The organism is Candidatus Neomarinimicrobiota bacterium (assembly GCA_016784545.1).
Classification (GTDB): Bacteria; Fidelibacterota; UBA8477; order UBA8477; family JABMPR01; genus JABMPR01.
On sequence record JADHUM010000057.1, the window covers coordinates 1 to 24,043 of the forward strand.

Below are 24,043 nucleotides of genomic sequence, written 5' to 3' on the forward strand. Positions count from 1 at the left end.
CCGGGAGGAGGATTCGAACCCCCATGACCAGCTCCAAAAGCTGGTGTCCTACCATTGAACGATCCCGGAAGGCAATATTTAGATGACGGGGAGGGTGATCTGGGTATGGTAACGGTTTATAAAAAACGATTGAGCAGCCTTTGCTTGATCAAGGCTGTCAAAGATGCCATACACAGTCGAGCCACTACCCGACAAACTGGCAAAATATGCTCCTTGATTCAGGAGCTCGCTTTTAAGCGCGCCAATTTCTGGATGTATATGAAAAACTACAGATTCAAATTCGTTATCAAAAAACCGTACCAGTGTTGCCTTCTCTAAAAGGCGGCCAAAAGTAAACGGTGCCTTAGGGGGTGTCAATGGTATTTTTAGTGCTTCAAACGCTTGTTTTGTAGAGACATGAATGGGCGGAATAATGAGGAGTATGAACCCCTTGAAGCCTGATTCCAGCCTCTCAAGTTTCTCACCGACACCCAGCCCTCGCTGCAACCCACCCTCGATAAAAAATGGTACATCAGCACCCAACTCCAGGGCCAGCTCCAGTAAGTGCTCATTAGACAGGGGAAATCCTGCGGTCTTATTCAAGCCTTTGAGTATGGCAGCACCATCGGCACTACCCCCTCCAATTCCAGACCCAGGTGGTACTTTTTTCTCCAGAGTTATCTTTACAGGAAGCGTAATTCCAGTTGCATCTCTGAATAGTTTTTCAGCATGCAGACAAATATTATTCCCCCCGTCATCAAAGCGTAGACCGGTCATGCTGAAGCTGAATTTATCAGCTGGTTCAAAATGGACAATATCACCCCAGTCCATTTCCTGGAATACTGTATCCAGATCATGGTAACCATTCTCTCTTCTACCCAGCACGCGCAAGCACAGGTTGACCTTAGTGTGTGCTGGAATTGTGAATGATTCAAAGGATTGCATTATGCTTTGAAGATATTCAGAATGTCATTCTGAGCAACGTGAAGAAGCGCTCTTTTAGGGATGATGATGAAGCGGCATTTACTTTGGAAGGCGAACCCCTGGTTTAGACCGGGGGTTCACCAAAAATCAACTTATGCGTTTATCCAGCAGCAATCAAAAAGACATCATCGATTACATGAACCACGCCATTTGTTGCATCCACTGTAGCCAGGATTTTGCTGCCATTGACGAAGGTTCCTTCTTCGGTGACCTTTACATCAACATAGTGACCTGTGGCCATATAAAGCTGCATACCATCTTTCAAACCCTCTCCCATAAATGTACCCGGGGAAGCATGAGATGTGATAATCGCTGCCAGTTTTGATTTGTTCTCAGGTTTTAATAGTGTTTCCAGAGTACCTTTAGGCAGTTTATCAAAGGCAGCATTTGTTGGTGCGAAAACCGTCAAGGGGCCGGCACCGACCAGAACATTTTCCAGCTGAGTTGCCACAACACCTGCCACCAGAGTGGTATGGTCAGGGCTTCCCAGGGCGATCTGGAGTATATTTGGATCTGAGACATCATCCTTCACACCTGCCTGGCTATGATCTTTGGCGAAGGTCTCGGTTTTTGCCATTGCTGTGTCTTCACTTGTTGAACATGCGAAAACTACCAGCACAACAAAGCTTAAAACCAGCATGATTATTACGTTTTTCATTTTATCTCTCCTACTTGATTAATTTCAATTATTCAGGTTTTTAAAAACTGGGAGTAGCGCATCAGCCTTCAATTCACCCAGAGTCTTATCAAAAAAAGTGGCTTTGAGCTCGACCCTTGTCGTTCCCCAAACGTTGTGGATGGGGCAGGGGTTCTCACTGGAACACTCTTTGAGGCCCAGAATGCATTTATCGAAGATGTCCTTTTCACCGAAAATTTCCAACACGACTGAAAGCGGTAGACTGTTGGCATGGTCACAAAGATCTATGCCACCTGTTGGTCCTGTGCTCGATTTAAGTATTTCATTTGTGATGAGCGTGTTAGCCACTTTGGCAAGTTGGTAATAAGGAACATCAAGGTCTTTGGCCACATCCTTGATGCGGATGTATTTAACGAGTGGTTGACGATCGCTGAGATAGAAAATGAGCCGGATTGCATACTCTGTTGCTCGAGATAGTATCATTGTGTATTCATCCTAAAAATCTTTTTTCGAAAATGCCCGATAGCCCAGCCATACTGGACCTATACACCACATCCAAAGTGCGAAAACTGCCACGGCAGAACCAAACATATTTCCATAAAATTTTGAAAATAGAGCACCGGTATACCCCATGAGAGCGGCAATGTCAAATTGCAGCAACATCAATATCCGTCCCAGGTCAATAGGGTTAAACAGGGATAAAGCCAGGGTCAGTTTTTCAAGAGGGTAATCCTCCAGTGCAAAGAGTATAAAAAGGATAATACCATCATAGAGAATGGCAAAAAACAACCAGAGAACGATGGTCATACCAACACCTTTTACACGCTGCTCAGACAATACTGCAATGAGAAAAGCGAGAGCAGTGAATACCCAGGTCAGGGAAACTCCAACAAGAAGTAGAATCCAATGGCTACCAGTCTGTACCCCGGCGTGATAAATGAAAGGCACGCCTACTCCAACCAGATAAACTGCTGAAAGGGGTATGGTGAGGCCAAGATACAGCCCCAGAAATAGTGAAATCCGACTAATAGGTTGAGATAAAAGCAGCTCCATAAACTCCCTGGAGTTGTAAAAAAACATGGTGCCAAAAATAATGCTCACCAGGGGAATAATGAATAAGACCACATTCATGAGACTCAGGGATACTTGCCCTGAATCACCACCGAATCGGAAAAGTCCATCTGTAAGCAAAAAGAATACTGCTGTATAAATAATGAACCATTTACCTCTAAGGAGGTCATGAAGTTGATACTTGATTATCTTTAGTAGGGTCATCATAGCATCAGGACATCATTTTGGCGATGGCACGTTCAAGGTTCTTTTCACCCGTTTGGGCTATGAGTTCATCCACAGGACCATCGAAGAAAATTTTTCCATCAAGTAAATAGAGGATGGTATCAGCCAATTCCTGGATCTCACTCATGATATGGGAAGTAATAATCACCGTTTTACCAGCATCCTTTTCAGCAACAATCCTGTCTTTAAGGAGACTACTGGAAATAGGATCCAGACCAGCGGTTGGCTCATCAAGAATCAGAATATCAGGATTGAACATGAGGGCAACAATGGCATTTACCTTTTGTCGTGTCCCACCAGATAGATTTTTAAGGGGTTTGGACATCTCATCTGAAAGTCTAAAATAGCTTATCAAATCATCTGCCTGGGTTACTGACCCCGTCCGTAGGTCTGAGATCATGGTAATGATCTCGGTGGCAGTGAGATTTTCAGGGAAACGCGCGACCTGCGGCATATACCCAATCTGGCTCCGGTAGCTCCAGTCGCCATTGAGCTTAAAATCTTTGATGGTGATGTGGCCACCATCGTATTTATCAAGACCGAGTAAACATTTGATTAGGGTGGTTTTGCCTGAACCATTGTGACCTACAATGGCAGTAATTTTATTTTCCTGAATTTGCGCATCGAGCTCCCGGAGGACTTCAAGACGTCCAAAGCGCTTTTCCAGACCTTTGATATCAATCATGGGTTGATTCTCATAAGGGGTTCGGCATCAATGAGGGTGGCCGGTGTAAGAATGGGAATATAACTCTCAGCCAGATCCATAATTTCTACAAAAATACTGCGCATGAGCATGAGAGTCGGTTCATTTTTCTCCGTAAGCAGTGAAAACAACTTAACCGGACGAAAAGGAACGTCTCCAATGCCATCTTTATCCAGATCATAACCCCGGTATCTATTCCAATAGTTTTGATTAAAGGCGTTAAAATTCTGACGACTGTTGGTTGCAATGTCAAAGGTGTTGGCGAGGAAGTTATTATGGGTAAACACATTGTCCATGGAGTTGGCCATAATCTTCACCGCCCAGCCATTGTTCTCAAAATTGTTGCCTTCAACCTGGATTCTGTTGCAGGCCTCTGAATAAAGTCCCACAGTATTCCGATTGAACTGGTTGTCTGTGATGTTACTGTCATAGATATCCTTGAGGAGTAGTCCATAGGCGGAGCTTCCCCAGTTATCTGCAAACACATTATTATGCATATCCACATGACGGGAATACATCACCGCCACACCGGCACCATTCTTGTCAAATTGGTTGTTATTATATTCATTATGATTTGAAAACATGAAGTGTAAACCATAACGCAGATTTTTTGTGCTATGGTTATGGGTGACAACACACTGCTCTACAAACTCCAGGTATATCCCATCCCGATGACCTTCAATATAGTTTTCTTCAATTGTTATATCCTTACAGTACCAAAGGTGAATGCCATTCCCAGAGCGTGATTCTGTCTTGGCCAGACCACTGATTCTATTGTTCTCGATAATACATTTTTCTGATTTAGAGATATAGACTGCGAAAAAATTGTCCTCAAATGTATTATCGCTTACCCTCCCTCCTCGTGTCTCTTCAAATCGAACCGCAGCATTTTCTTCTAGGTGACTCAAACCGGAGCCCTTAAAAGTGAAGCCTTCAATTCTAACATCATCTGCAGTTACGGTGAGAATTTCGCCGCTATGGTTTCCATCAATAATGGGGTTGTCAATGCCAAGCAGGGTGAGGGTGTGCGAGATGATCAGACCGCTTTCAACATAGGTTCCGGGATGGACCAGGACGGTATCGCCAGACAAAGAGGCTTCAAGACCTTCCGAGACTGTGATGTAATGATAATCAGAGCCGACCTGTACCTGCCCTGCCCACAAAGCAGTACTCATGATAGGGATGATCAGTATGGTGCGGAGCGGGAACATCTATTTTAACCAGGCGGTTTCCACATAGGTTTTAACCTGTTCCCAGGTCATGGTCTCACCAAAATAGAGTAAGGCCACGTCATCGGCAGTTTTCTGAGTGCGAAAGGCGGACAGATTCAAGCCCATGGGGCTTTTCAATTTTTTAGCCTGGACAAAAATCATTTCCTGGAGGGGGTAAAGATTTCCAGCTTCTTCAAAATCAGTAAAATACAAATTATGAATCTTCTCTGTCGCCACTTCGTCTTTTATTACAAAAGCTGCCAGGCATTCAATGGAATCAAATTTATGAGCCTTGCCCTTGGTGGTGAGTAGTTCCGACCCATAAAGATCTTCTACGATGGTCATGCGACAGTAGCTACAACCATCTTTTCCATAGTTGATGGCCTGGACAGCTGGTTCACAGCTGATCACCAGGATGGTCATAAGCAATACGGATATGGGAGCCATGGATTTGATCATTGTGACGGCTTGTCTTTCCATGATAAGAAAGCAGCTAGAAATCCCATAAAGATTGAAGCAAAGGCAGCCATACCACCCCACGAGGGAAGCGATGTGGTTACAAAATTCAACATGGTTTTTGTGCCAAAGAGTGGTGGTTGATAGGTCATCCCCTCTATTTGAATAGCAGCATGTTCCGTATCCAGATTATGACCAAAATCATAATTCCAGAGATAAAAATCAACCAGGCCAATCAGTGCAAGGAGGGAAAAGAAACCCAGCCATATGTATAGTGTCTTTTTACCACCCTTCCAGGCAACCAGTAGTCCTGATCCAATGAGTAAGCCCACTATTGCAGGCATATATTTTAGCTCGGGGATAGATTCAGGAACGATCTCCTGCATGCCGATGTAGTGGTTTACAATATTCAAATTCTTGAGATCATTTTTTGCATGACCATCAACAGTGTTGATGCGAATATAGATTCCCAAGCCTTCCGGGTATTGTGGTGCTTCGACAGTAATGGACCAGAGCGGGAATAAATATGTCCCGATTAAGAGTAAGGCGCCCACCGCTAATATCCACCTTGATTTTTTGTTCATTCCAATACCATCCATTCATTTGGAAAGGCTGGGGACCAAGGGTCCCCAGCATCAGATTTATATATCTAAGTTAAAAGGAGATTGGAACTTTTGATCCCTTGGGTGAAACTCTCACATAACCTTGCATTTCCTGATGAAGCGCTGAACAGAAGTCGGTACAATAGAATGGAAATACACCAACTTTTTTAGGCTCCCAACGTAGCGTATTTGTGGCTCCTGGCATGACAAGCAGCTCAGAATTTATGGCTCCCTGCATGGCAAAACCGTGCGGAATATCCCAATCCTGCTCAAGGTTTGTCACATGGAAATAAACCACATCACCCACTTGAATACCTTCAATATTATCAGGCTTGAAGTGTGTACGGATGGTGGTCATGTAGACATGAACCTCGTTCCCTTTCCGTTCAACACGTGCGTCCTTCTCGCTAAGTGTGCGATATGGATGGGTGTTATTTTCCAGCTCATAGATCTTGGTAGTATTGGGATGAATGAGATTTGCAGGAATACCCTGAGCATAGTGAGGTTCACCAACTGTTGGGAAATCCAAAAGCAGTTTCATCTTTTCACCTGAAATATCAATCAGCTGAGCGGCGTGAGCTAATTCAGGTCCAGTAGAAAGATAGCGATCTTTGGTCATTTTGTTGAGAGCGACCAGATATTTACCCCATGGCTTCATGCTTCCGCCACCAGGAATCATCAGGTGTCCAATTGAATAATAGGATGGAATTCGGTCAACAATTTCCCAGGTTCCTATTTTCCACTTAACCACTTCAGAAGTAATAAAGGCAGAGGTGTAGGCATACCCTTTTCCATCAAACTCAGTATGCAATGGGCCAAGACCAACATTGGTGACTTCACCAGCAATGGTTGCGTCAAAATCGAGGACGGGAATTCCACCTGCATCGCCAATGAATTTTTTGTCTTCAATGGCTTTTATCATCTTAGAAAAAGAATGTACAGAAACGACAGCGGCCAGTTTGCCGCCACCAACAATGTACTCACCTGTGGGGTCAACATCGACGCCGTGGGGAGATTTTGGTGTGGGGAGATAATATATCAGACCTGGGCATTCTGAAGGATAGAGGACGGTCACACTCTTTTTCTGCTCAGAAACTGCAGAGTGTGAGTTGTGGTCCATGTAGTTATGATAGTAATCGGCTGGTTGTTTATGACCCTTGCCTTCAGCCAGATACTTTTCAGCCAATTTCCAGTTAACGGCAGCAATGAAATCCTTGTCATTCTTTGAAGCATTCACTTCGAGAAGGGTGTTGGCTTGTTCCGTATTGTAGCTTGAGAAGAAGGCCCAACCATGTGAGGGACCTTTACCGCCACTGGCTAAATCATAGTCATAACCAGGTACCATAATTTGGAATTCGATGTTCATGTGCCCATCATCGGGATTCACTTTGATGAATGAAAGCGTTCCACTGAAGTTTTCTTTGTAGCTAGATATTGGTACATCTGCCTGTGGGATCGGAACACTAAAGCGTGTTGAGGCCACCACATACTCAGAGTTTTGAGTTATGAAGGGTGATCCATGGTTTCCACCTGAGTTAGGTATTTCAATGATCTCAGCTGTTTCAAAATTCTTTAGATCAATTCGAGCAATTCGGGGCGTGTTGTTTCCATTGATAAATATCCAGCGGCCATCAGTTACACCGTCTGTCTGTGAAAGTTCTGGGTGATGAGAATCATCCCATGGAATATGACCAAAAGATGTTTTGAGCATGTCTTTGGTTTCTTCGTTAAATCCATATCCATTTTCAGGATCTACAGAAAAGACAGGGATTTCCTTGAATAGACGTCCCGAGGGCAAACCGTATACGCCGAGTTGGCCACTAAATCCACCTGATGTAAAGGCATAGAACTCGTCATAATCACCCGGGGCAACATAGACGGCCGAAGCTGCATCACTAGAACCTAGAATAGGCTTGTCTTTTTTTGCACATTCTGAAATGAGTAAAAAGGTGGCAATTACCAGAATCACTCCTGCTATCTGCATCATTGTTTTGTTCATACGTTTTCCTCCTACGTATTGTTTGTTAAAATTTTCATCTCTTTTTGAACAGCTAAGGCTTAAAGAGTTCTCAAATATTCGAGAATAGCCCGGGCATCATCTTCGGTAACATTTTGAAAGGTCATGGGAACATAAAACTCAGCCAACATGGCTTTTACTTCGGGATGTTTCTTGACCATCTCATCAGGATTCAAAATCATATTCATGATGAATGCCGGTGAACGTTTGGTTGTCACACCAGCCAGTGGTGGACCAACGAGACGTTCATTGATTTTATGACAGGCCACACACTTCAGTTCGAAAACTTCTGCTCCCTTTGCTGCCAAAACATCATCTTGTGGACCCAGGGTAAGCGCGCCAATGGGACCGATGCCATGTTTGATCTGTTCTTGAGTGAGACCTTCAGGACTCAATTTTGGTGTGGTGGCTTCTTTGACAGCTTCATTTTCCCCGCCCCCACAATTCATTAGTATCAGCGTTGCTATTAAAAGCATCCCCGTTTTCTTAATCATTTTGCTTGAACTCCTATTCATTTTATGTAGAACATTTGGTGAGATATATTGTCATAATTCCTGGAAAAAAAAGAGCTCTAATCGCTCCCAATTAATGCTTGCGGCCTATTTATGACCTCTAGCGCTTAAATTGATTTGATAACCAGCAGTTAGCAAGAATAATTTGTTAATATTAAATATTATTAATATAAAAATTTTACTGGTGGGGATTGTTTATCGTCGTTTTTTGGTGAAGGGGTTGAGAGAGACTGTCAGGATTTTTCATTGCCCTGAGTCAGGTTATCTTTGACAATAAGATAGCGATGAATGAGAAATCCCGCGACGATGCTCACAATGATAATAGAAACCGCAGTGTTATAGCGTTTCAGGTAGACACCAATCTGCTCCCAATTTTCACCGATGGTGCTACCCAGCCAGATCAATGTACCATTCCACAGAAGACTGGAAATTGTGGAGAGGATGATAACTTTCCAGATATTGAGTTTCCCCAGTCCAGAAAACAGCCCAACCACACTTCTCAGGCCTGCCAGAAAGCGGTTGATGAGTACAACCCCATAACCCCACTTATCGAACAATACTTCTACTCGCTTCAAGCTTTTGGGTGAGAACCAGGTTTGCTGCGTAGAGTACATAAAACCCCGTCCATACTTGTATCCCACCACATAAAGCGTGAGAAAGCCCATGACGCTTCCCAACAAGGTTGTGGCCATGGCCATTCCAAAGGATAATTGACCCCGACCAACGAGATACGCTCCAAAAACCAGGATGGTATCTCCAGGGATAGGTGGAAAAATATTTTCTATATAAGACGCTAAAAAAACAGTGGCAAAAACCAACCAGGGAGGTGATTGTTCAATAAAATTAAAGAGGGATTCCAGCACGTTAGGACATCTGCACTAAATTTTTGAAAGGAGACAAACAGCTTGAGCGGCCACGGCATCTCCACTACCAGTCATGCCCATGCCTTCAGTCGTCGTCGCTTTGACGGATACAAGATCAATTGATATGTCCAACGCATCAGCCAGCGTTTGACGTACCTCAGGTAAAAAACCCATAACTTTGGGTCGCTGGAGGATGAGCGTGGCATCCACATTGGAAACCACAAAACTTTTTTCTTTAATCAGGGCAGCCACATGCCTGAGAAGATCGATGGAATAGACCCCTTTATACTCAGGAGAGGAATCTGGAAAATGCTGGCCAATATCTCCCAGTGCCAGGGCACCAAGAATCGCATCTGCTATGGCGTGGGTTAGTGCATCTCCATCAGAATGACCAAGCGTTCCCTTTTCAAAAGGAATTTTAACACCACCCAAAACCAGATCGCGACCCTCCACCAGACGATGGACATCATAACCGCTTCCAATTCTCAGATTTGGTATGGGGGGCTGAATGTTAGGTTTTTTACTCATACGAGTTCTGTACCTGTTTTGCAACAACCCAAACGAAATTTATGTCGTAGATCATTCAACACTGTATCGCTCTGCTATTCCACTATTCATGCTGCTTGTTTAATCTTATCACTCAGGGACACTTTCTTGTGACGCCACTTCGGCCTGCTAACTTTTTCCATCCTCTCGCGGAGAACGCAGAGGGGCAGAGCTTTTTTATTCATACTAAATTCTTCCACTCGAATAGCCTTCAAATCCGACTCTGCGAGCCTCACTAGAACCATTCAACTCCTAACTCCTAACTCCTAACTCCTAACTCCTAACTAATAAACATGGCATCGCCATAGCTGAAAAAGCGATACTTCTTTTCAACCGCTACTTTATATGCCTTAAGAATTTTCTCTTTTGATGAAAAGGCTGAAACCAGCATAAGCAGGGTTGACTTGGGCTGATGAAAATTGGTGATAATACCATCAACTACTCTGAAAATATATGGGGGGTAGATGAACTTGTTTGTCCAGCCATCACCAGGTTCAAGTTCACGTGGATACATTACGGCTGATTCAAGCGCTCGAACAACGGTCGTTCCAACTCCAATGACCCGCCGACCTTCTTCTTTAGCCTTCTTAATTGCGGCAACTGTCTCTTCTGGCACATTAAAATACTCAGCATCCATTTGATGCTTGGTGATGTCTTCCACATTTACAGGCCTGAAGGTTCCCAGTCCAACATGAAGGGTTACATATTGAATTTCTACACCCTTTGCCTGGGCTTTTTTTAGCAGGGCTTCAGTGAAATGTAATCCTGCTGTAGGGGCCGCCACAGCACCCCGATGTTCGGCATAAACGGTTTGATAACGATCCTTGTCTTTGGCATTAGCCTCTCTAAGGATGTAGGGCGGAAGTGGCCATTTGCCAACTTCGTCAAGAATGGAATAGAAATCGCCGCCGTTTTTGTCAAAGCGAACGACACGTCCGCCTGAAACCGTATTATCAACCACATCACAGGTGATTTTGTCTTCAATAACCAGCTTGTTTCCCACGCGAACCTTGCGGGCAGGTTTCACCAGCGTTTCCCAGAGATTATTGCCCAATTCACGAAGTAAAAATAATTCGATTTCGGTATCCGTTTTATCCTTACGAGCAAAAAGTCTTGAGGGGAAGACTTTGGTATTATTCAATACAAGGACATCTCCTGACTTCAGGGAATCCACAACATTAGAAAACTTGCTATGCACAACTTCCCCAGACTGGGCATCCATAACGAGTAATTTGGATCCGTCCCGTTTGGCAGTTGGGTGTTGGGCTATCAACTCCTCTGGTAATTCATAATCGAAATCAGAGAGGGTCAGGGCTTTTGCGCGATCAAACAGCATATATCATTCTTTCTTTCTTTGGAACATGTTGGTTTGGGGTAACTCAGCTTTTAATACAAAGCCTAAATGTCTGTATGCTTGAGGGGTTGCCTGTCTACCACGGGCAGTCCTTACCAGGAAGCCTTCCATGATAAGAAAGGGTTCATAAACTTCTTCCAGTGTATTGGCTTCTTCACCAACTGCCACTGAAAGGGAATTAAGACCGACAGGGCCACCTTCAAATTTTTCTATTAGCGCTTTAAGGATGCGTTTATCCATATCATCAAGACCATACTCATCGACATTTAACATGCCAAGCGCATCGTCAGCAATTTGCTTATTGATGGAGCCATTGCTCTTAACCTGGGCAAAATCTCTTGTCCGTCTTAAAAGCCGATTGGCAATACGTGGTGTACCTCGGCTGCGACGAGCCAATTCCAACGCGCCTTCATCATCAATGGGAACATTCAAAATATTTGCTGAACGTTTTATAATATGCTGCAATTGCTCAGCTTCGTAAAAATCCATTCTAAGCACTACCCCAAATCGAGCACGCATGGGTGGCGTTAGAAGTCCAGCCCGAGTCGTGGCACCAACCAGAGTGAATGGCTCCAGATTCAACTGAACACTTCTGGCGCTGGGACCTTTATCAATCATGATGTCAATGCGGTAATCTTCCATGGCTGAATAGAGATATTCTTCAACGATGTGATTCAATCTATGGACCTCATCAATAAAGAAGACATCTCTATCTTCAAGATTAGTTAGGAGGCCAGCCAGATCAGCTGCTTTGTCCAGGACTGGTCCGGAAGTGATTTTGATATTCACTCCCAATTCTTTTGCCACCAGCATGGCCAGGGTGGTTTTTCCCAGACCGGGAGGGCCAAACAAGAGGACGTGATCAAGAGCTTCATTGCGCTGTTTAGTAGCTTCGATGAATATCTTCAGTTGAGCAACAACATCTTCTTGACCCACAAAATCTTCCAGGCTCTGTGGTCTCAGAGCACGGTCAAATTCCTGTTCTTCAGTCAATTGGTGGGGTTGTGTTAAATCACTCATCTTTTCAATCTACGCTTGTCTCTCTCTCGTTTTGGGTTTCTGGAACTTTTACTCAAAAATGTGCCGGCAAATATAGTCGGTGAGGGTGCCTGTTTCCAAGTGAAGCCTTGGCAGTGCAAAACTGTATCCTGTTATACACTTCACCTATTTTGACGATTCTGCGAAAGCCAACACATGTTTATCCGGGTCCAGGCAATAGCCTGCTCGATCACCCCAATCCTGCACTGCCACATCTACTAGAGGTTTTGCGCCGGATTGTATCGCCCGATCCAAATAGCGCTTTGCATCATCAACTATAAAATACAACTCAGCTCGTGGAGTGGTGGGTTCATGTTCCTGAATGACCTCGTCTCCTAAAAGCTGTTTAACACCAGAGATAGGCATCAGGCCCAAAACCAATCCATTCCCTATTCGAAATTCCGTCATTCCAGGCACATCAAGGGTTGGCTTGGTTTGAAGGACGGATTGATAGAACACCCTGGCTGCTTTCTGGTCAGAAACATAAAGGATGGTCATACCCGAGTTAATCATAATACTACCACTATTTGGCCAGCATCTCTTTCAGATAGTGACCTGTATACGATTGCTTCACCCTGGCAACTTGCTCTGGAGTTCCAGAAGCCAGTAATTCACCACCACCATCACCACCCTCAGGTCCCAGATCAATTACATGATCAGCCGATTTGATGACATCAAGATTATGCTCAATCACCAATACCGTGTTACCTTTGTCAACCAGGCGGTCCAACACGGATAGGAGCATCTTTACATCTTCAAAGTGAAGTCCGGTTGTTGGTTCATCCAGGATATAGAAGGTGCGACCCGTTCCCACCTTGCTAAGTTCGGTGGCAAGCTTAACCCGTTGGGCTTCTCCACCAGATAAGGTGGTCGCCTGTTGTCCCAGCTTGATATAGCCCAGACCAACTTCAACCAGCGTTTTTAGTTTTCGCTTCAAGGCTGGTATGGCTTTAAAGAACCCATAAGCCTCTTCCACAGACATATCCAGTATTTCTGCGATATTCTTTTTCTTGTACTGTATTTGCAATGTTTCTCTGTTGTAGCGCTTTCCCTTACAATCCTCGCACTGCACATATACATCAGGTAAAAAGTGCATTTCTATCTTTCGGATGCCGTCTCCCTGACAACTTTCACAACGTCCCCCCTTTACGTTAAATGAGAAGCGACCAGGTTTATAGCCACGCAATTTAGCCTCAGGCAGCTGAGAGAAGAGATCTCTGATGAAGGTGAATGAGCCAGTATAAGTTGCCGGGTTGGACCGGGGGGTTCGACCAATGGCGGACTGATCAATATTGATAACTTTGTCAATATATGCGAGACCTTCGACTCGATCAAACGGGAGGGTTGTGATCTTTGTATTATAAATGGAGCGTGCCATGGCAGGGTAGAGTGTTTGATTAATAAGCGATGATTTTCCCGATCCTGATACACCTGTTACACAAATGAACTTGCCCAATGGGAAATCGATGTCGAGTTTTTGAAGATTATTTCCTCGGGCTCCAAACAGGCTAATCTTACTGTTTTTCCCTTCACGTCTCTGAAGGGGAACTGGTATGGACAATTCACCTGATAAATATTTAGCAGTGAGTGACCTTTTGTTTTTTAAGAAAGTTTTTGGTGGGCCTATGGCCACAATCTCTCCACCGTGTTCACCGGCACCGGGCCCCATGTCCACCAGGATGTCTGCTTCTTCCATGGTTTCCTGGTCATGCTCGATGACCAGAACTGTATTTCCCAGATCGCGCAAATGCTTCAAGGTTTCAATAAGTCGACGATTGTCTCTTTGGTGAAGACCTATGGAGGGTTCATCTAAAATATAAAGAACCCCTACTAACTGCGATCCAATCTGTGTGGCGAGTCTTATACGCTGGGCTTCACCACCAGAAAGCGTTCCGGCTGTTCGAAATAAGTTTAAATAATCCAAACCAACATTTACCAGAAAACTTAATCTCTCTTTAACTTCTTTTAAGATTTGTTTTCCGATTTGTTCTTCGGTTTCTGTGAGTTTTAATTCTTTAAAGAATGTCAGCAATTCTTTGATGGGTAAATAGCTCAAGTCCGTGATACTTTTATTCCCCAGCAGTATATGATTTGCCTCAATACGCAATCTAGAGCCTCCACAGGTTTCGCAGGGCAAAGAACTCATATAGCCCTCAATCCACTTCCTTACACCAGGAGAAGTGGTTTGTTTATATCTGCGTTCAAGATTTGGTATGACACCCTCAAATCCTCCCTCGTACTCACCTTTCCAGCGATCAGATTCATAGGCCATCTTAATCTTCTTATCACCGGTTCCTCGTATAATTGCTTCCTTGGCTTCATCACTAATACTGCTCCAGGGTTGAGTAAACTTAAAATTATAGTGAGATGCCAGGCTTTTAAGAATAGCGGCGTACCAATTGCCGCGAGGCTGTTCACCCAGGGGTGCAACGGCTCCCTGCAATAATGACTTACGCTTATCTGGCACGAGGAGATTAATATCTATACTGGTTTGCATACCGAGACCATCGCAGGTCGGGCATGCTCCATATGGACCGTTAAAAGAAAAGAGACGTGGTTCAAGATCTGGATAACTTATTTCACAATAGGGACAAGCGTAATGCTCAGAGAATACATGTTCCTCTTCTCCAACCACATCAATGATTACCATGCCTGTACCATGTTTTAAGGCCAACTCTACGGAATCTGTTAATCGGTCCTTAAATTCTTCATTGATTACGAGACGATCTATGACAATTTCAATTTTATGTTTTTTGTTTTTATCCAGGGTAATTGTTCTGCCTACCTCCTGAATCTTCCCATCTACGCGTACACGAACAAATCCCTCCCTTTTTATTTCCTTGAATATTTCCTTAAACTCTCCCTTGCGACTCTGCACAATGGGTGAAAGAATCTGAATGTGTGCGTCATGCTTTAGGTTTAGGATTGAGTCGACAACCTGCTGAACGGTTTGCCGAGTGATGGGACGACCACAGTTATAACATTCGGGCTTTGCAATTCGGGCAAACAACAGTCTAAGGTAATCATGAATTTCCGTTACTGTCCCAACCGTTGATCTGGGATTTCGTCCTGCTGATTTTTGCTCAATGGATATAGCTGGAGATAACCCGTCTATATAATCAACATCTGGTTTTTCCATTAGACCGAGAAATTGACGAGCATAAGCTGAGAGGGATTCGACATAGCGACGTTGCCCTTCAGCGTATATGGTATCAAATGCCAATGAAGTTTTACCAGAACCGGATAGACCGGTTATAACTATAAATTTATCTCTTGGGAGTTCTAGATTTATATTTTTAAGATTGTGCTCGCGAGCACCATGTACTACTAATTTATCACTACGCATAAAATCCTCAATTCAAACTTTGAAGATATTTGAAGGAGTAGCCTGGTGGAAGCAGAATTTGTATTTTCTTAAATATTATTGGTCTGCAGAGAGAGCTCTTTGGAAAAGTATTAGAATCCGACTCAAGAAAATCTGGTGTGCTTATTTTTGCACCTCTGGATATTCGCCCCTGCCTGACACCTCTGTCTAGGGAAATTTTAACTGATCCGTTGGATTCAGCTGATAAGTCCATCTAATTCTTCGAGGGAAGAGGATGAATAAAAGTTATTAACATTGTATTCCAGGGAAGCTGACTCCCCATATCCCGGGTTAATTCTTCCCCCAAGCATGACTGGGCAAGTGAGGTAATGGCTATATATAAGGTTTTTAGTAAAATACTGTCCTCTATATAAATATTTTTGAATTCATACTTAAACCCATGATGTTCTCAATATTTCTTTGATTTGACCCCCAGGTCAATCACTAAATTTTTTCGTTAAATTTTATCCCTGTCACCCAGACTTCTATATTATGGTGTTATTGCTGGTTCAAAACGCTACAAAATCGCCTTTTGCCGGTTTGTGCACTATCATAATTCGCGTACCAAAAACATTTCAAGATATTCATGCTTTCAGCATGTTTTGATCTGACTTCTGTCAGTAAATTGCATCTTCCTCATTCATCGAGTGGATTTTACAACATGCTGCTGGCGAGAGCGATGTCTCCTGAATGTATCCATATTCAATCGTCCATATTGCTTGCAAATGGATTAAGTTTTAATTAAAACTACACGACCCTGTAATTAAAACTATTCCTGATTTCTCAAGTGAAACATAATGACCAATGTAATCGTTAATTCAAAAGTTCTTCCACTCTACCATCAGAGCAAACCGGTAAGCGTCAGTATTTGCTCCTCAACGAAAATTTCCCACATCTGTGACATCTCGCTTATATTCAATCGTCCCAATTATGCTTTTTTTAGATAAGGATTCATTGCATGAATGCACTGACGCTTAACAATATTACCAAAACCTTTAACGACTTTACTGCCGTAGATATGCTTTCTCTTGATGTTCCTGAAGGCAGTATATATGGTTTCATCGGTCCAAATGGATCGGGCAAGACTACAACCATTCGTATGATTATGAATATTTTACATCCCGATTCTGGAGATATTCAAGTACTTGGCTCTCCCAGAGCTTCAATCGACAATGACCTTGTGGGCTATCTTCCTGAAGAGCGTGGCCTCTATAAAAAGATGAAGATTCGCGAACTACTTCAATTCTATGGACAACTGAAGACAGGGCATAGCGTCTCAGCTGATGTAGACTTTTGGCTTAAGAAGCTTGATCTAACAGAATGGGGCTCCAAAAAGGTCGAAGCCTTGAGCAAGGGCATGAGTCAGAAAGTTCAATTCATCGCCACCGTAGTTTCTCATCCCAAACTCGTCATTCTTGATGAACCTTTTAGTGGACTTGATCCGGTAAATACTGATGTGCTTCTGAAAGCCATGCTGGAGCTACAAAAGAATGGATCCACCGTGATTTTCAGCACCCATGACATGGCCACCGCTGAGAAAGTCTGTGATTATGTATTTATGATTCATAAGGGTAAAAAGGTTCTTGATGGTACCTTAGCAGAAATTCAGGATAAATATGGAAGTGATACCCTGCGCATTCGGTGCAACAACAAGCCTTCTGGACTTGACCGGATTCAAGGTGTCGAAAAAGTGCATGACTTTGGTCAATCACAGGAGTTGAGAATATCACCAGAATCTAATCCTCAGGACATTTTGAAGGAATTAATGAAAGACAATACTTTGTTAAGCTTTGAACTGATGAAGCCTTCCTTACATGATATTTTTGTTCGAATAGCTGGTACTGTGGAGATGGATCATGTATAAGGTTCTACGTCTCGCCCTGAGAGAGTACTATGCCGCTGTTCGCACCAAGGGCTTTATTATCGGGCTCATCATGCTACCCGTTTTTATGAGTGGAAGCATCATTGCTATGGCACTCCTGAAAGATCATGTGGATATCCGCGAGCGCCACATCGTAGTGGTTGATGAATCGGGTCAATTCAGTGAGATGCTCATTGAGGCTGCTTCTATTCGCAACACGCAACACATATTTGATGCAGAAGATAGCTCCCAGGTAAAACCAGTTTATAATATTGAATTTGTGGACGTGGATACTGCCAATATCACTGTACAACTCGGAGCTTTATCTGATCGGGTTCGAGCCGGTGAGATTCATGCCATTCTGCATATCGGATCTTCCATTGTGCACCCAGCTGCAGACCCAGAAAATGCATTTGTAAATTATCACGCTGAAAGTGCAGCCCTGGATGACATCCGTGGCTGGCTACGTGACCCTATTAACAATCATCTCCGTCGCCTGAGGCTTGAAGATGCCGGTATTGATGAGTCTGAAATTCCAGACCTCTTTCATTGGTCATGGGTCACTGCCAAAGGACTTTTAAAAGTTGATGAAGAAGGCAATGTTACTGACGCTGGCACCAGCAATGAAATCCGCGCTATCGCTGTTCCCCTGGTTATGATGATGCTCATGTTTATGATGTCAATGATGGGAGCCATGCCACAGCTCAGTGCAGTTATGGAAGAGAAGACCCAACGCATTGTTGAAGTGATCCTGGGGTCTATCACTCCCTTCCAATTTATGCTGGGGAAAATTCTTGGCGGTCTCGCTGTGGCTCTTACCAGCACCCTGGTATATTTGGGCGGCGGTACAGCCTTTATGCAGTGGCGTGGTTTTGAAGCTTACATACCTTATGACATTCTACCCTGGTTTGTGGTGAATCTGGTTGTTCTTTTGTTTATGCTAGGTGCACTTATGACTAGTCTGGGTTCCGTGGCAAATGATGCCAAAGACGCGCAGTCCCTCTCCTTCCCTGCAATGTTTCCCATGATGATTCCCATGTTTATTATGATGCCAGTATTGAAGGAACCTCTCTCAACGTTTGCTACGGTCATGTCATTGATTCCTCCATTTACCCCCATGGTAATGACCCTGAGAATGGCATCACCGGTTACCATACCAGCCTGGCAACCCTGGGCCGGTCTTGCCGGTGTATTAATTTTTACGCTGTTTGTGGTTTGGGGCGGAGCACGCATCTTCCGATCAGCCATTCTCATGCAGGGTGTGCCACTTAAATTTTCAAACATTATGCGTTGGATGACCAAAGGCTAAGGAGGGCAACACATGACTGAGAAAAAAATATATACCTGGGCAAAAGAACACTCTCGAGGACGTAGCTATCATTTTCAACTCAGCCCTAAACTCCAGGGCAAAATCACGCGCAAAGGCCTGTGGAGCCCTGATGGCTACGGCGAATTGGGTGCTCGCAATCTACGCTTCAGTTCCAATGGGAAAGCCAATATGAGCTTAAAGGTTATTGATGGTTCTTCCCAGGAGCAGGTGGGAAAATTCAATTTTTACTGGAAAGATTTCCAAAAGAGCAAGCTTGAGCTAAACAGCGGAAGTACCTACTATTTTCGTTCCACCAGTTTGCTGAGAGGTATCTGGAGCTGGATCAAGAAAGATGCAGTAACTGAACAATATATCTTTACGGTAGATAGTCCATTTCATCGATCTGGGACCATTGAAAGCCCGGCAAAGGAGCTGCCAGCATTGGAGCGTGATATTCTACTACTTCTGGGACTGCAGCTCCAGCACTACATCAATATCTGGCTGATCACCATTATTATCGTGATTATCGCTGTTGTTTCAGGAAACTAATCCGGTTTTTTCAGTAATTTTTCCAGAGTATCAACGAGGTAGACAACGACCAGGTTTGTCAACACGGAGAAACCGATAAACCAGGTCCAGGCCAAACCCTGACTCTTCATTAAAAAGACAATGAGCATGGATGCCACAAGTCCACAAATCAGACTGATCTGAGAAAAGTCTCTGTCGATTTTTGTGAGCAAGAAGAGACCCAGTAATCCACCATAGGTGAACGAGGCAATTTCCAGACCCATGACTACGATGGCCTTGTCAGATTCATCAAAAACCAGAGCAATGCCAATCAGAACAATTGCCCACCCCAGGCTGATTAAACGAGATGTTTTAATGGTGGTCTTGCCACCCAGCCAATCTGTTGTTGTAGATGACGCCAGTGAATTGATTGAGGAACTCAAGGTGGACATTGCTGCAGATAGCACACCTGCCAGCAACAAGCCTTTTAATCCAACCGGGAGTTCTTTCACGATAAATGTTGAAAACTCTCTGTCCTTTTCCAACTCAACCCCGCCGAGATAGATATAGATAAGAGAGCCTGCCAGCAGGAATATAGCGAACTGAATAAAGACAAAGATACCACTTCCCACCATGGCTTTTCTGGCACCTGCAAGATCACGCACAGACATAACCCTTTGGACCATCATGTAGTCGGCACCATGGGAAGCGAATGATAACAGCATACCTCCAAACACAGCAGACAGGAATAGCCAGGGATTAGAAAACAAGTCCCACCCCCAACGAACAATATCCAGCTTGCCCTGATCATTCAATTGGGTCAGCATGCCTCCAAAGCTGGCATCTGAATGCATGAGGATATAAATAATGGCTATAATACCACCGCCGATGTAAAGCACGAATTGAAAACTGTCGACCCAGACTACCGTGCGAATGCCTCCCATGAGGGTATAAACAACAGTCACAGCACCAATAATCAACACGGCCACAGGCAGGGACCAACCCGTCACAACCTGGACAATCACCGCAGTTGCCAGGAAGCGGATCCCATCAGCCAGGATACGGGTAACCAGAAAGACACCTGAAGCTGTTTTCTGTATTTTCTTTCCAAATCGATTTCCCAGTACTTCGTAGATGGAGGTAATACCACCCTTGAAATATGCTGGCAGTAAAAAGATGCTCACCAGAATACGACCCAGGATGTAGCCCAATGCCAGTTGAAGGAAGAACCAGTTATCGCGATAAGCCAAACCAGGGATGCTGATAAAGGTCAATACAGAGGTTTCTGTTGCCACGATGGAAAGCATGGCAGCCCACCAGGGCATGTCACGTCCAGCAAGGAAATAATCCTCAGAGGTTTTATTGAAGCGGCTGTTATAAATTCCGTAAGCAGAAATACCCATCAAAAAGACAATGATGATGCTGAAGTCGAGTGTGGAGAGCATGATTTGTCCTGGTTAGGAGTTAGGTGTTAGGTGTTTGGAGAGAAAAGTCAGTGCCTCCAAATAGGAGTCGACTTTCTTCCCATAAAACTGTGCGACACAAACATCTTTGGTAACAGAAACACTTCGGAAGTCTTCCCGCTCATAAATATTGCTGAGGTGAACCTCTACAACGGGAATCTGAATACCCTCAATGGCATCACGAATGGCGTAGGAATAATGTGTAAAGGCCCCTGGATTAACAATGATACCATCGGCCCATTTCCGTCTTCGGTGCAAGAGATCAATAATGCGACCTTCGTGATTGGTTTGGATAATCCGGGTTTCAAGATCCAGCTCGCGAGCTTTCTTGCGAATAGCTGTGTTAACCTTGTCCAGTGTCAGGGTTCCATATTGCTCGGGATCACGAGAGCCCAGCAGATTCAGGTTGGGACCATGGATGATAAAGATTCGTTTCTTCTCGGGAGGTGATATTGCCATGGCTGCAATCTAACTTAGAATTCTTAATTACGAATTGAGAATTGGAGCTTTCCTCCAGCGAGAGGTATAGAATAAAACCCCACTATTTCACTCCTGGCATATTCCATGGTACATTAATTGCCTCAGGAAAAACAACTTATTTCACCCACTAACCAGACGGGGGTCTCTCTTGCACGTTGCTAAACGTATACTACTCTTTTTATCCATTTTGAACCTCACCCTTGCAGCTGAACACAAACTGGTGGCTTCGGATCCAGCTATGAATGACCACTTCGGAATCTCCGTCGACGTCTCAGGAGACTACGCCATTGTAGGTGCCTGGGAAGATGATGATAGTGGAACGACATCGGGATCCGCTTACATCTTCAACCGGGATCCCGGAACGGGGGATTGGGTCCAAACTGCCAAACTGGTAGCCTCTGATGCCGCCGAGAATGACCGTTTTGGTTGTAGCGTGGATATGCATGGCGACTATGCCATTGTGGGTGCTTATGGAAACTCCCATCCTTCTTACGGCATGGGCGCTGCCTATATCTTCCAAAAGGATGCTGATAGTGAGGACTGGCTGCAAAGGGCAAAACTGGTGGCCAATGACCCACATCTTGGTGATTCGTTTGGAACCTCAGTTGCCATCGATCTTGACTATGCTCTCATCGGAGCGCCAGCTGATGACGATGTGATCAGCGAATCTGGATCGGCTTATGTGTTCAGGCGTGATGAGGGTCTACAAAGCTGGTCTCTCAAGGACAAACTGATTGAATCCAATGCCAGCCAGGGAGCATATTTTGGCAACTCAGTTGAATTGTTTGAGGGTTATGCCATTATTGGATCGCACAGAGGTACAACCGAATCTGCCTTGATCTTTAAGAAGGATACTGGCGCTGAGACCTGGACAGAACAAGCCATCCTCATTCCGGCCGACTGGAGTGCTGATGATGAATTTGGATATGCTGTCGCCATCTCTGCAGAATACGCTGTGGTTGGCGCAAGGTACGAGGATTATTCAGGTGGTGACAATGCTGGAGCTGCCTATATCTTCAAACGGGATACTGGATTGGAAACCTGGACAGAAATGACCAAGCTCAGGGCTTCTGATGTGGGCTCCGGTGGGGCATTTTTTGGTGCAGCCGTGGCCATTTTGAATCGCCAGGTAATTGTAGGTTCCTATAACGCGGGAAAAGCCTATCTCTATGACCGAGAATCTGGCCAGGAATCGTGGGATGAAACAGCCATTGTCCCTCAGAATACCATCTCTGCCGGTCAGGCTTTTGGCAAATCGGTGGGCCTCAGTGGCAGTTTCCTCATCTGCGGGGCACCTGATGATGATGAAAGCTACACAAATTCAGGGTCCGCTTATCTCATTGACCAATCCGATCTTAGTTTACCTGTTGAGCTTTCCACATTCAGCGCTCAATCAAAAAATGGGCTGGTGGAGTTATACTGGACAACATCAAGCGAAATTGAAAACCTGGGATTTATCCTTGAGCGTGCAACGGATCGTCATCTTGAGATATTCAAGGGCTGGAAGGAAATCGCCTCCTTTAAAACCCATCAAACCCTGACAGGCCAGGGGTCCACAACTGAAGAAACGGGCTATGAGTACACAGACGCCAAGGTATCAACTGGCAGAGCTTATGAATATCGGTTGAGTGATGTGGATTACCTGGGCAAGATAACTTCACATGCTCCAGTATCAGTTGTGGTTAGGTCTCATGACCAGGATCTGCGCCCAAGTGCTTTCAGAATTAATTCAATTTACCCAAACCCATTTAACCCCAACACGACCTTGAGCTATACTCTGGATCAGACCATGCCGGTCTCCATCTCTGTCCTGGATATTCGTGGGCGCCTGGTGAAGCGTCTTGTTAACAGATCCCCTCATTCATCTGGGACCCACCAGATTGAATGGCAGGGGGAGAACCGGTTGGGCGTTGCGATGGCAAGTGGGATTTACATCCTCAACATACAGGGCTCTGGATTTTCACAGTCTGTGAAACTGGTGAAGCTTGACTAGGCTTCACCCCAGTCTTTGAGAAATAAAAAAGGCGAGGTTACCCTCGCCTTTTATTCAATATTGTGAGTATTTAGCTCTCGGTTGAAAGATTAGCCTCTTCAATGATGACATCATATTTATAACCAGCACCAAAATCTTTGTTCAAAGCTACTTTACCACTAAAGACCACAACATCATCTTTGCTGACAACAGCTTGAGTTGTAATGGTAACATCAAAGGCATCCCCTGATTTTGTACCATCCTGGATATGAACCCAGTTGCGACCCATAATGCCTGCATTGAATTTGGTAACCTGGCCATGCACGGTGACAACCTTGCCGTCATAGTCAGCCTTGTTGGTGTAAAGCTCCTGAATGCTTATGCTGCCAGCTACTTTTTCAATGGAAATATCTTTGGCGGGCTCCATGACTTTTTTGCTACCCATGGCATTTGCAGCTGCACCTGAGGTGCCCCGCATCTGACCCACAAAGAAGATACTATCAAAGGTTCTATCAATTTCCTTGCTGGAAAAATCCTTCATTTCCAGACCCTGATCATAATTCAAAGTCATGCCAACCTCAATGGGCTGTTTGGCTGTGGCAATCCAAAATTCCTTGTCGCCTTCAGCAACAAACAGATAGGTATAGCTCTTGGCCTGAATGACTTCTTTTACCAGAATTGTGTGTGCTGCTCCCATGGCCTGATGTGGAGCGGCAGGCTGGGCATCGCTGGCCGGAGCCTTGACTCTTTCTCTTGATTCACAGCCAATCATGGTCATCATCGCTGTCATTATTAATACAAAAAGTTTGAAACGCATTTTATTCCCTTTCAATAATTTTTTTAAGGCGCAAGATAATAGAATAAAACCTCTCCGATATCATGGGTTAAT

At 44.4% G+C, this 24,043-nt stretch carries 23 protein-coding genes; 4 read left to right on the forward strand and 19 right to left on the reverse strand.

The window, feature by feature from the left end; translation table 11 throughout:
- Positions 1-78 precede the first annotated feature (78 nt).
- From ispE to uvrA, 16 genes are all read right to left on the reverse strand, one after another.
- Positions 79-870 (reverse strand): 4-(cytidine 5'-diphospho)-2-C-methyl-D-erythritol kinase, encoded by a 792-nt coding sequence (gene ispE / locus ISR87_12560; protein ID MBL7026274.1) that lies wholly within the window; start codon positions 868-870, stop codon positions 79-81.
- Between the two features lie 193 nt (positions 871-1,063).
- Entirely contained in the window at positions 1,064-1,621 is a 558-nt protein-coding gene (locus tag ISR87_12565) for a fasciclin domain-containing protein (protein MBL7026275.1), read from the reverse strand.
- Positions 1,622-1,645: 24 nt separating this feature from the next.
- Positions 1,646-2,083, reverse strand: coding sequence for an Rrf2 family transcriptional regulator (locus ISR87_12570; GenBank protein ID MBL7026276.1), 438 nt, complete (start codon positions 2,081-2,083; stop codon positions 1,646-1,648).
- A 12-nt stretch (positions 2,084-2,095) separates the two neighbouring features.
- Entirely contained in the window at positions 2,096-2,878 is a 783-nt protein-coding gene (locus ISR87_12575; protein MBL7026277.1) for an ABC transporter permease subunit, read from the reverse strand.
- Positions 2,879-2,882: 4 nt separating this feature from the next.
- Positions 2,883-3,581 carry an ABC transporter ATP-binding protein gene (locus ISR87_12580; protein MBL7026278.1) on the reverse strand — a complete coding sequence of 233 codons (699 nt, stop codon included), beginning with the start codon at positions 3,579-3,581 and terminating at the stop codon, positions 2,883-2,885.
- Positions 3,578-4,810, reverse strand: coding sequence for a nitrous oxide reductase family maturation protein NosD (locus tag ISR87_12585; protein MBL7026279.1), 1,233 nt, complete (start codon positions 4,808-4,810; stop codon positions 3,578-3,580). Before ISR87_12585 ends, ISR87_12580 begins: the two co-directional genes overlap by 4 nt.
- The gene (locus ISR87_12590; GenBank protein MBL7026280.1) at positions 4,811-5,290 is read right to left on the reverse strand and encodes a nitrous oxide reductase accessory protein NosL; all 480 of its coding nucleotides are present in this window, start codon (positions 5,288-5,290) and stop codon (positions 4,811-4,813) included.
- Complete coding sequence (locus ISR87_12595; protein ID MBL7026281.1) at positions 5,266-5,850, reverse strand: hypothetical protein; 585 nt, start codon at positions 5,848-5,850, stop codon at positions 5,266-5,268. Before ISR87_12595 ends, ISR87_12590 begins: the two co-directional genes overlap by 25 nt.
- Before the next feature lie 70 nt (positions 5,851-5,920).
- Positions 5,921-7,867 (reverse strand): Sec-dependent nitrous-oxide reductase, encoded by a 1,947-nt coding sequence (gene nosZ, locus ISR87_12600; GenBank protein MBL7026282.1) that lies wholly within the window; start codon positions 7,865-7,867, stop codon positions 5,921-5,923.
- A 59-nt stretch (positions 7,868-7,926) separates the two neighbouring features.
- Positions 7,927-8,376, reverse strand: a complete 450-nt coding sequence (locus ISR87_12605) for a c-type cytochrome (protein ID MBL7026283.1) — start codon at positions 8,374-8,376, stop codon at positions 7,927-7,929.
- A 254-nt stretch (positions 8,377-8,630) separates the two neighbouring features.
- Positions 8,631-9,260 carry a DedA family protein gene (locus tag ISR87_12610; GenBank protein ID MBL7026284.1) on the reverse strand — a complete coding sequence of 210 codons (630 nt, stop codon included), beginning with the start codon at positions 9,258-9,260 and terminating at the stop codon, positions 8,631-8,633.
- Positions 9,261-9,275: 15 nt separating this feature from the next.
- Positions 9,276-9,749, reverse strand: coding sequence for a 2-C-methyl-D-erythritol 2,4-cyclodiphosphate synthase (locus tag ISR87_12615; protein MBL7026285.1), 474 nt, complete (start codon positions 9,747-9,749; stop codon positions 9,276-9,278).
- A 337-nt stretch (positions 9,750-10,086) separates the two neighbouring features.
- Complete coding sequence (gene queA, locus ISR87_12620) at positions 10,087-11,118, reverse strand: tRNA preQ1(34) S-adenosylmethionine ribosyltransferase-isomerase QueA (GenBank protein ID MBL7026286.1); 1,032 nt, start codon at positions 11,116-11,118, stop codon at positions 10,087-10,089.
- A 27-nt stretch (positions 11,119-11,145) separates the two neighbouring features.
- Positions 11,146-12,180 (reverse strand): Holliday junction branch migration DNA helicase RuvB, encoded by a 1,035-nt coding sequence (gene ruvB / locus ISR87_12625; GenBank protein ID MBL7026287.1) that lies wholly within the window; start codon positions 12,178-12,180, stop codon positions 11,146-11,148.
- A gap of 144 nt (positions 12,181-12,324) precedes the next feature.
- The gene (locus ISR87_12630; GenBank protein MBL7026288.1) at positions 12,325-12,696 is read right to left on the reverse strand and encodes a glyoxalase; all 372 of its coding nucleotides are present in this window, start codon (positions 12,694-12,696) and stop codon (positions 12,325-12,327) included.
- A gap of 25 nt (positions 12,697-12,721) precedes the next feature.
- The gene (gene uvrA, locus ISR87_12635) at positions 12,722-15,544 is read right to left on the reverse strand and encodes an excinuclease ABC subunit UvrA (protein ID MBL7026289.1); all 2,823 of its coding nucleotides are present in this window, start codon (positions 15,542-15,544) and stop codon (positions 12,722-12,724) included.
- Between the two features lie 976 nt (positions 15,545-16,520).
- On the opposite strand from uvrA, the gene ISR87_12640 reads away from it, so the two are divergent.
- From ISR87_12640 to ISR87_12650, 3 genes are read left to right on the forward strand one after another with little or no spacing between them, the layout of a single operon-like run.
- The gene (locus ISR87_12640) at positions 16,521-17,426 is read left to right on the forward strand and encodes an ATP-binding cassette domain-containing protein (GenBank protein ID MBL7026290.1); all 906 of its coding nucleotides are present in this window, start codon (positions 16,521-16,523) and stop codon (positions 17,424-17,426) included.
- The gene (locus ISR87_12645) at positions 17,419-18,732 is read left to right on the forward strand and encodes an ABC transporter permease (GenBank protein MBL7026291.1); all 1,314 of its coding nucleotides are present in this window, start codon (positions 17,419-17,421) and stop codon (positions 18,730-18,732) included. Before ISR87_12640 ends, ISR87_12645 begins: the two co-directional genes overlap by 8 nt.
- A gap of 12 nt (positions 18,733-18,744) precedes the next feature.
- On the forward strand, positions 18,745-19,281 hold the full coding sequence (locus ISR87_12650) for a hypothetical protein (GenBank protein ID MBL7026292.1): 537 nt from the start codon (positions 18,745-18,747) through the stop codon (positions 19,279-19,281).
- On the opposite strand, the gene ISR87_12655 is transcribed toward ISR87_12650, so the two are convergent.
- Both ISR87_12655 and ISR87_12660 read right to left on the reverse strand, forming a co-directional pair.
- Positions 19,278-20,684 carry a sodium:solute symporter gene (locus ISR87_12655; GenBank protein MBL7026293.1) on the reverse strand — a complete coding sequence of 469 codons (1,407 nt, stop codon included), beginning with the start codon at positions 20,682-20,684 and terminating at the stop codon, positions 19,278-19,280. The genes ISR87_12650 and ISR87_12655 overlap by 4 nt on opposite strands.
- Before the next feature lie 12 nt (positions 20,685-20,696).
- On the reverse strand, positions 20,697-21,161 hold the full coding sequence (locus tag ISR87_12660; GenBank protein MBL7026294.1) for a 3-dehydroquinate dehydratase: 465 nt from the start codon (positions 21,159-21,161) through the stop codon (positions 20,697-20,699).
- Between the two features lie 169 nt (positions 21,162-21,330).
- Between ISR87_12660 and ISR87_12665 the strand changes: the two genes are divergently transcribed.
- On the forward strand, positions 21,331-23,175 hold the full coding sequence (locus tag ISR87_12665) for a T9SS type A sorting domain-containing protein (GenBank protein MBL7026295.1): 1,845 nt from the start codon (positions 21,331-21,333) through the stop codon (positions 23,173-23,175).
- A gap of 70 nt (positions 23,176-23,245) precedes the next feature.
- On the opposite strand, the gene ISR87_12670 is transcribed toward ISR87_12665, so the two are convergent.
- Positions 23,246-23,971: an SH3-like domain-containing protein gene (locus ISR87_12670; protein MBL7026296.1), complete on the reverse strand. Its 726-nt coding sequence runs from the start codon at positions 23,969-23,971 to the stop codon at positions 23,246-23,248.
- Positions 23,972-24,043 lie beyond the last annotated feature (72 nt).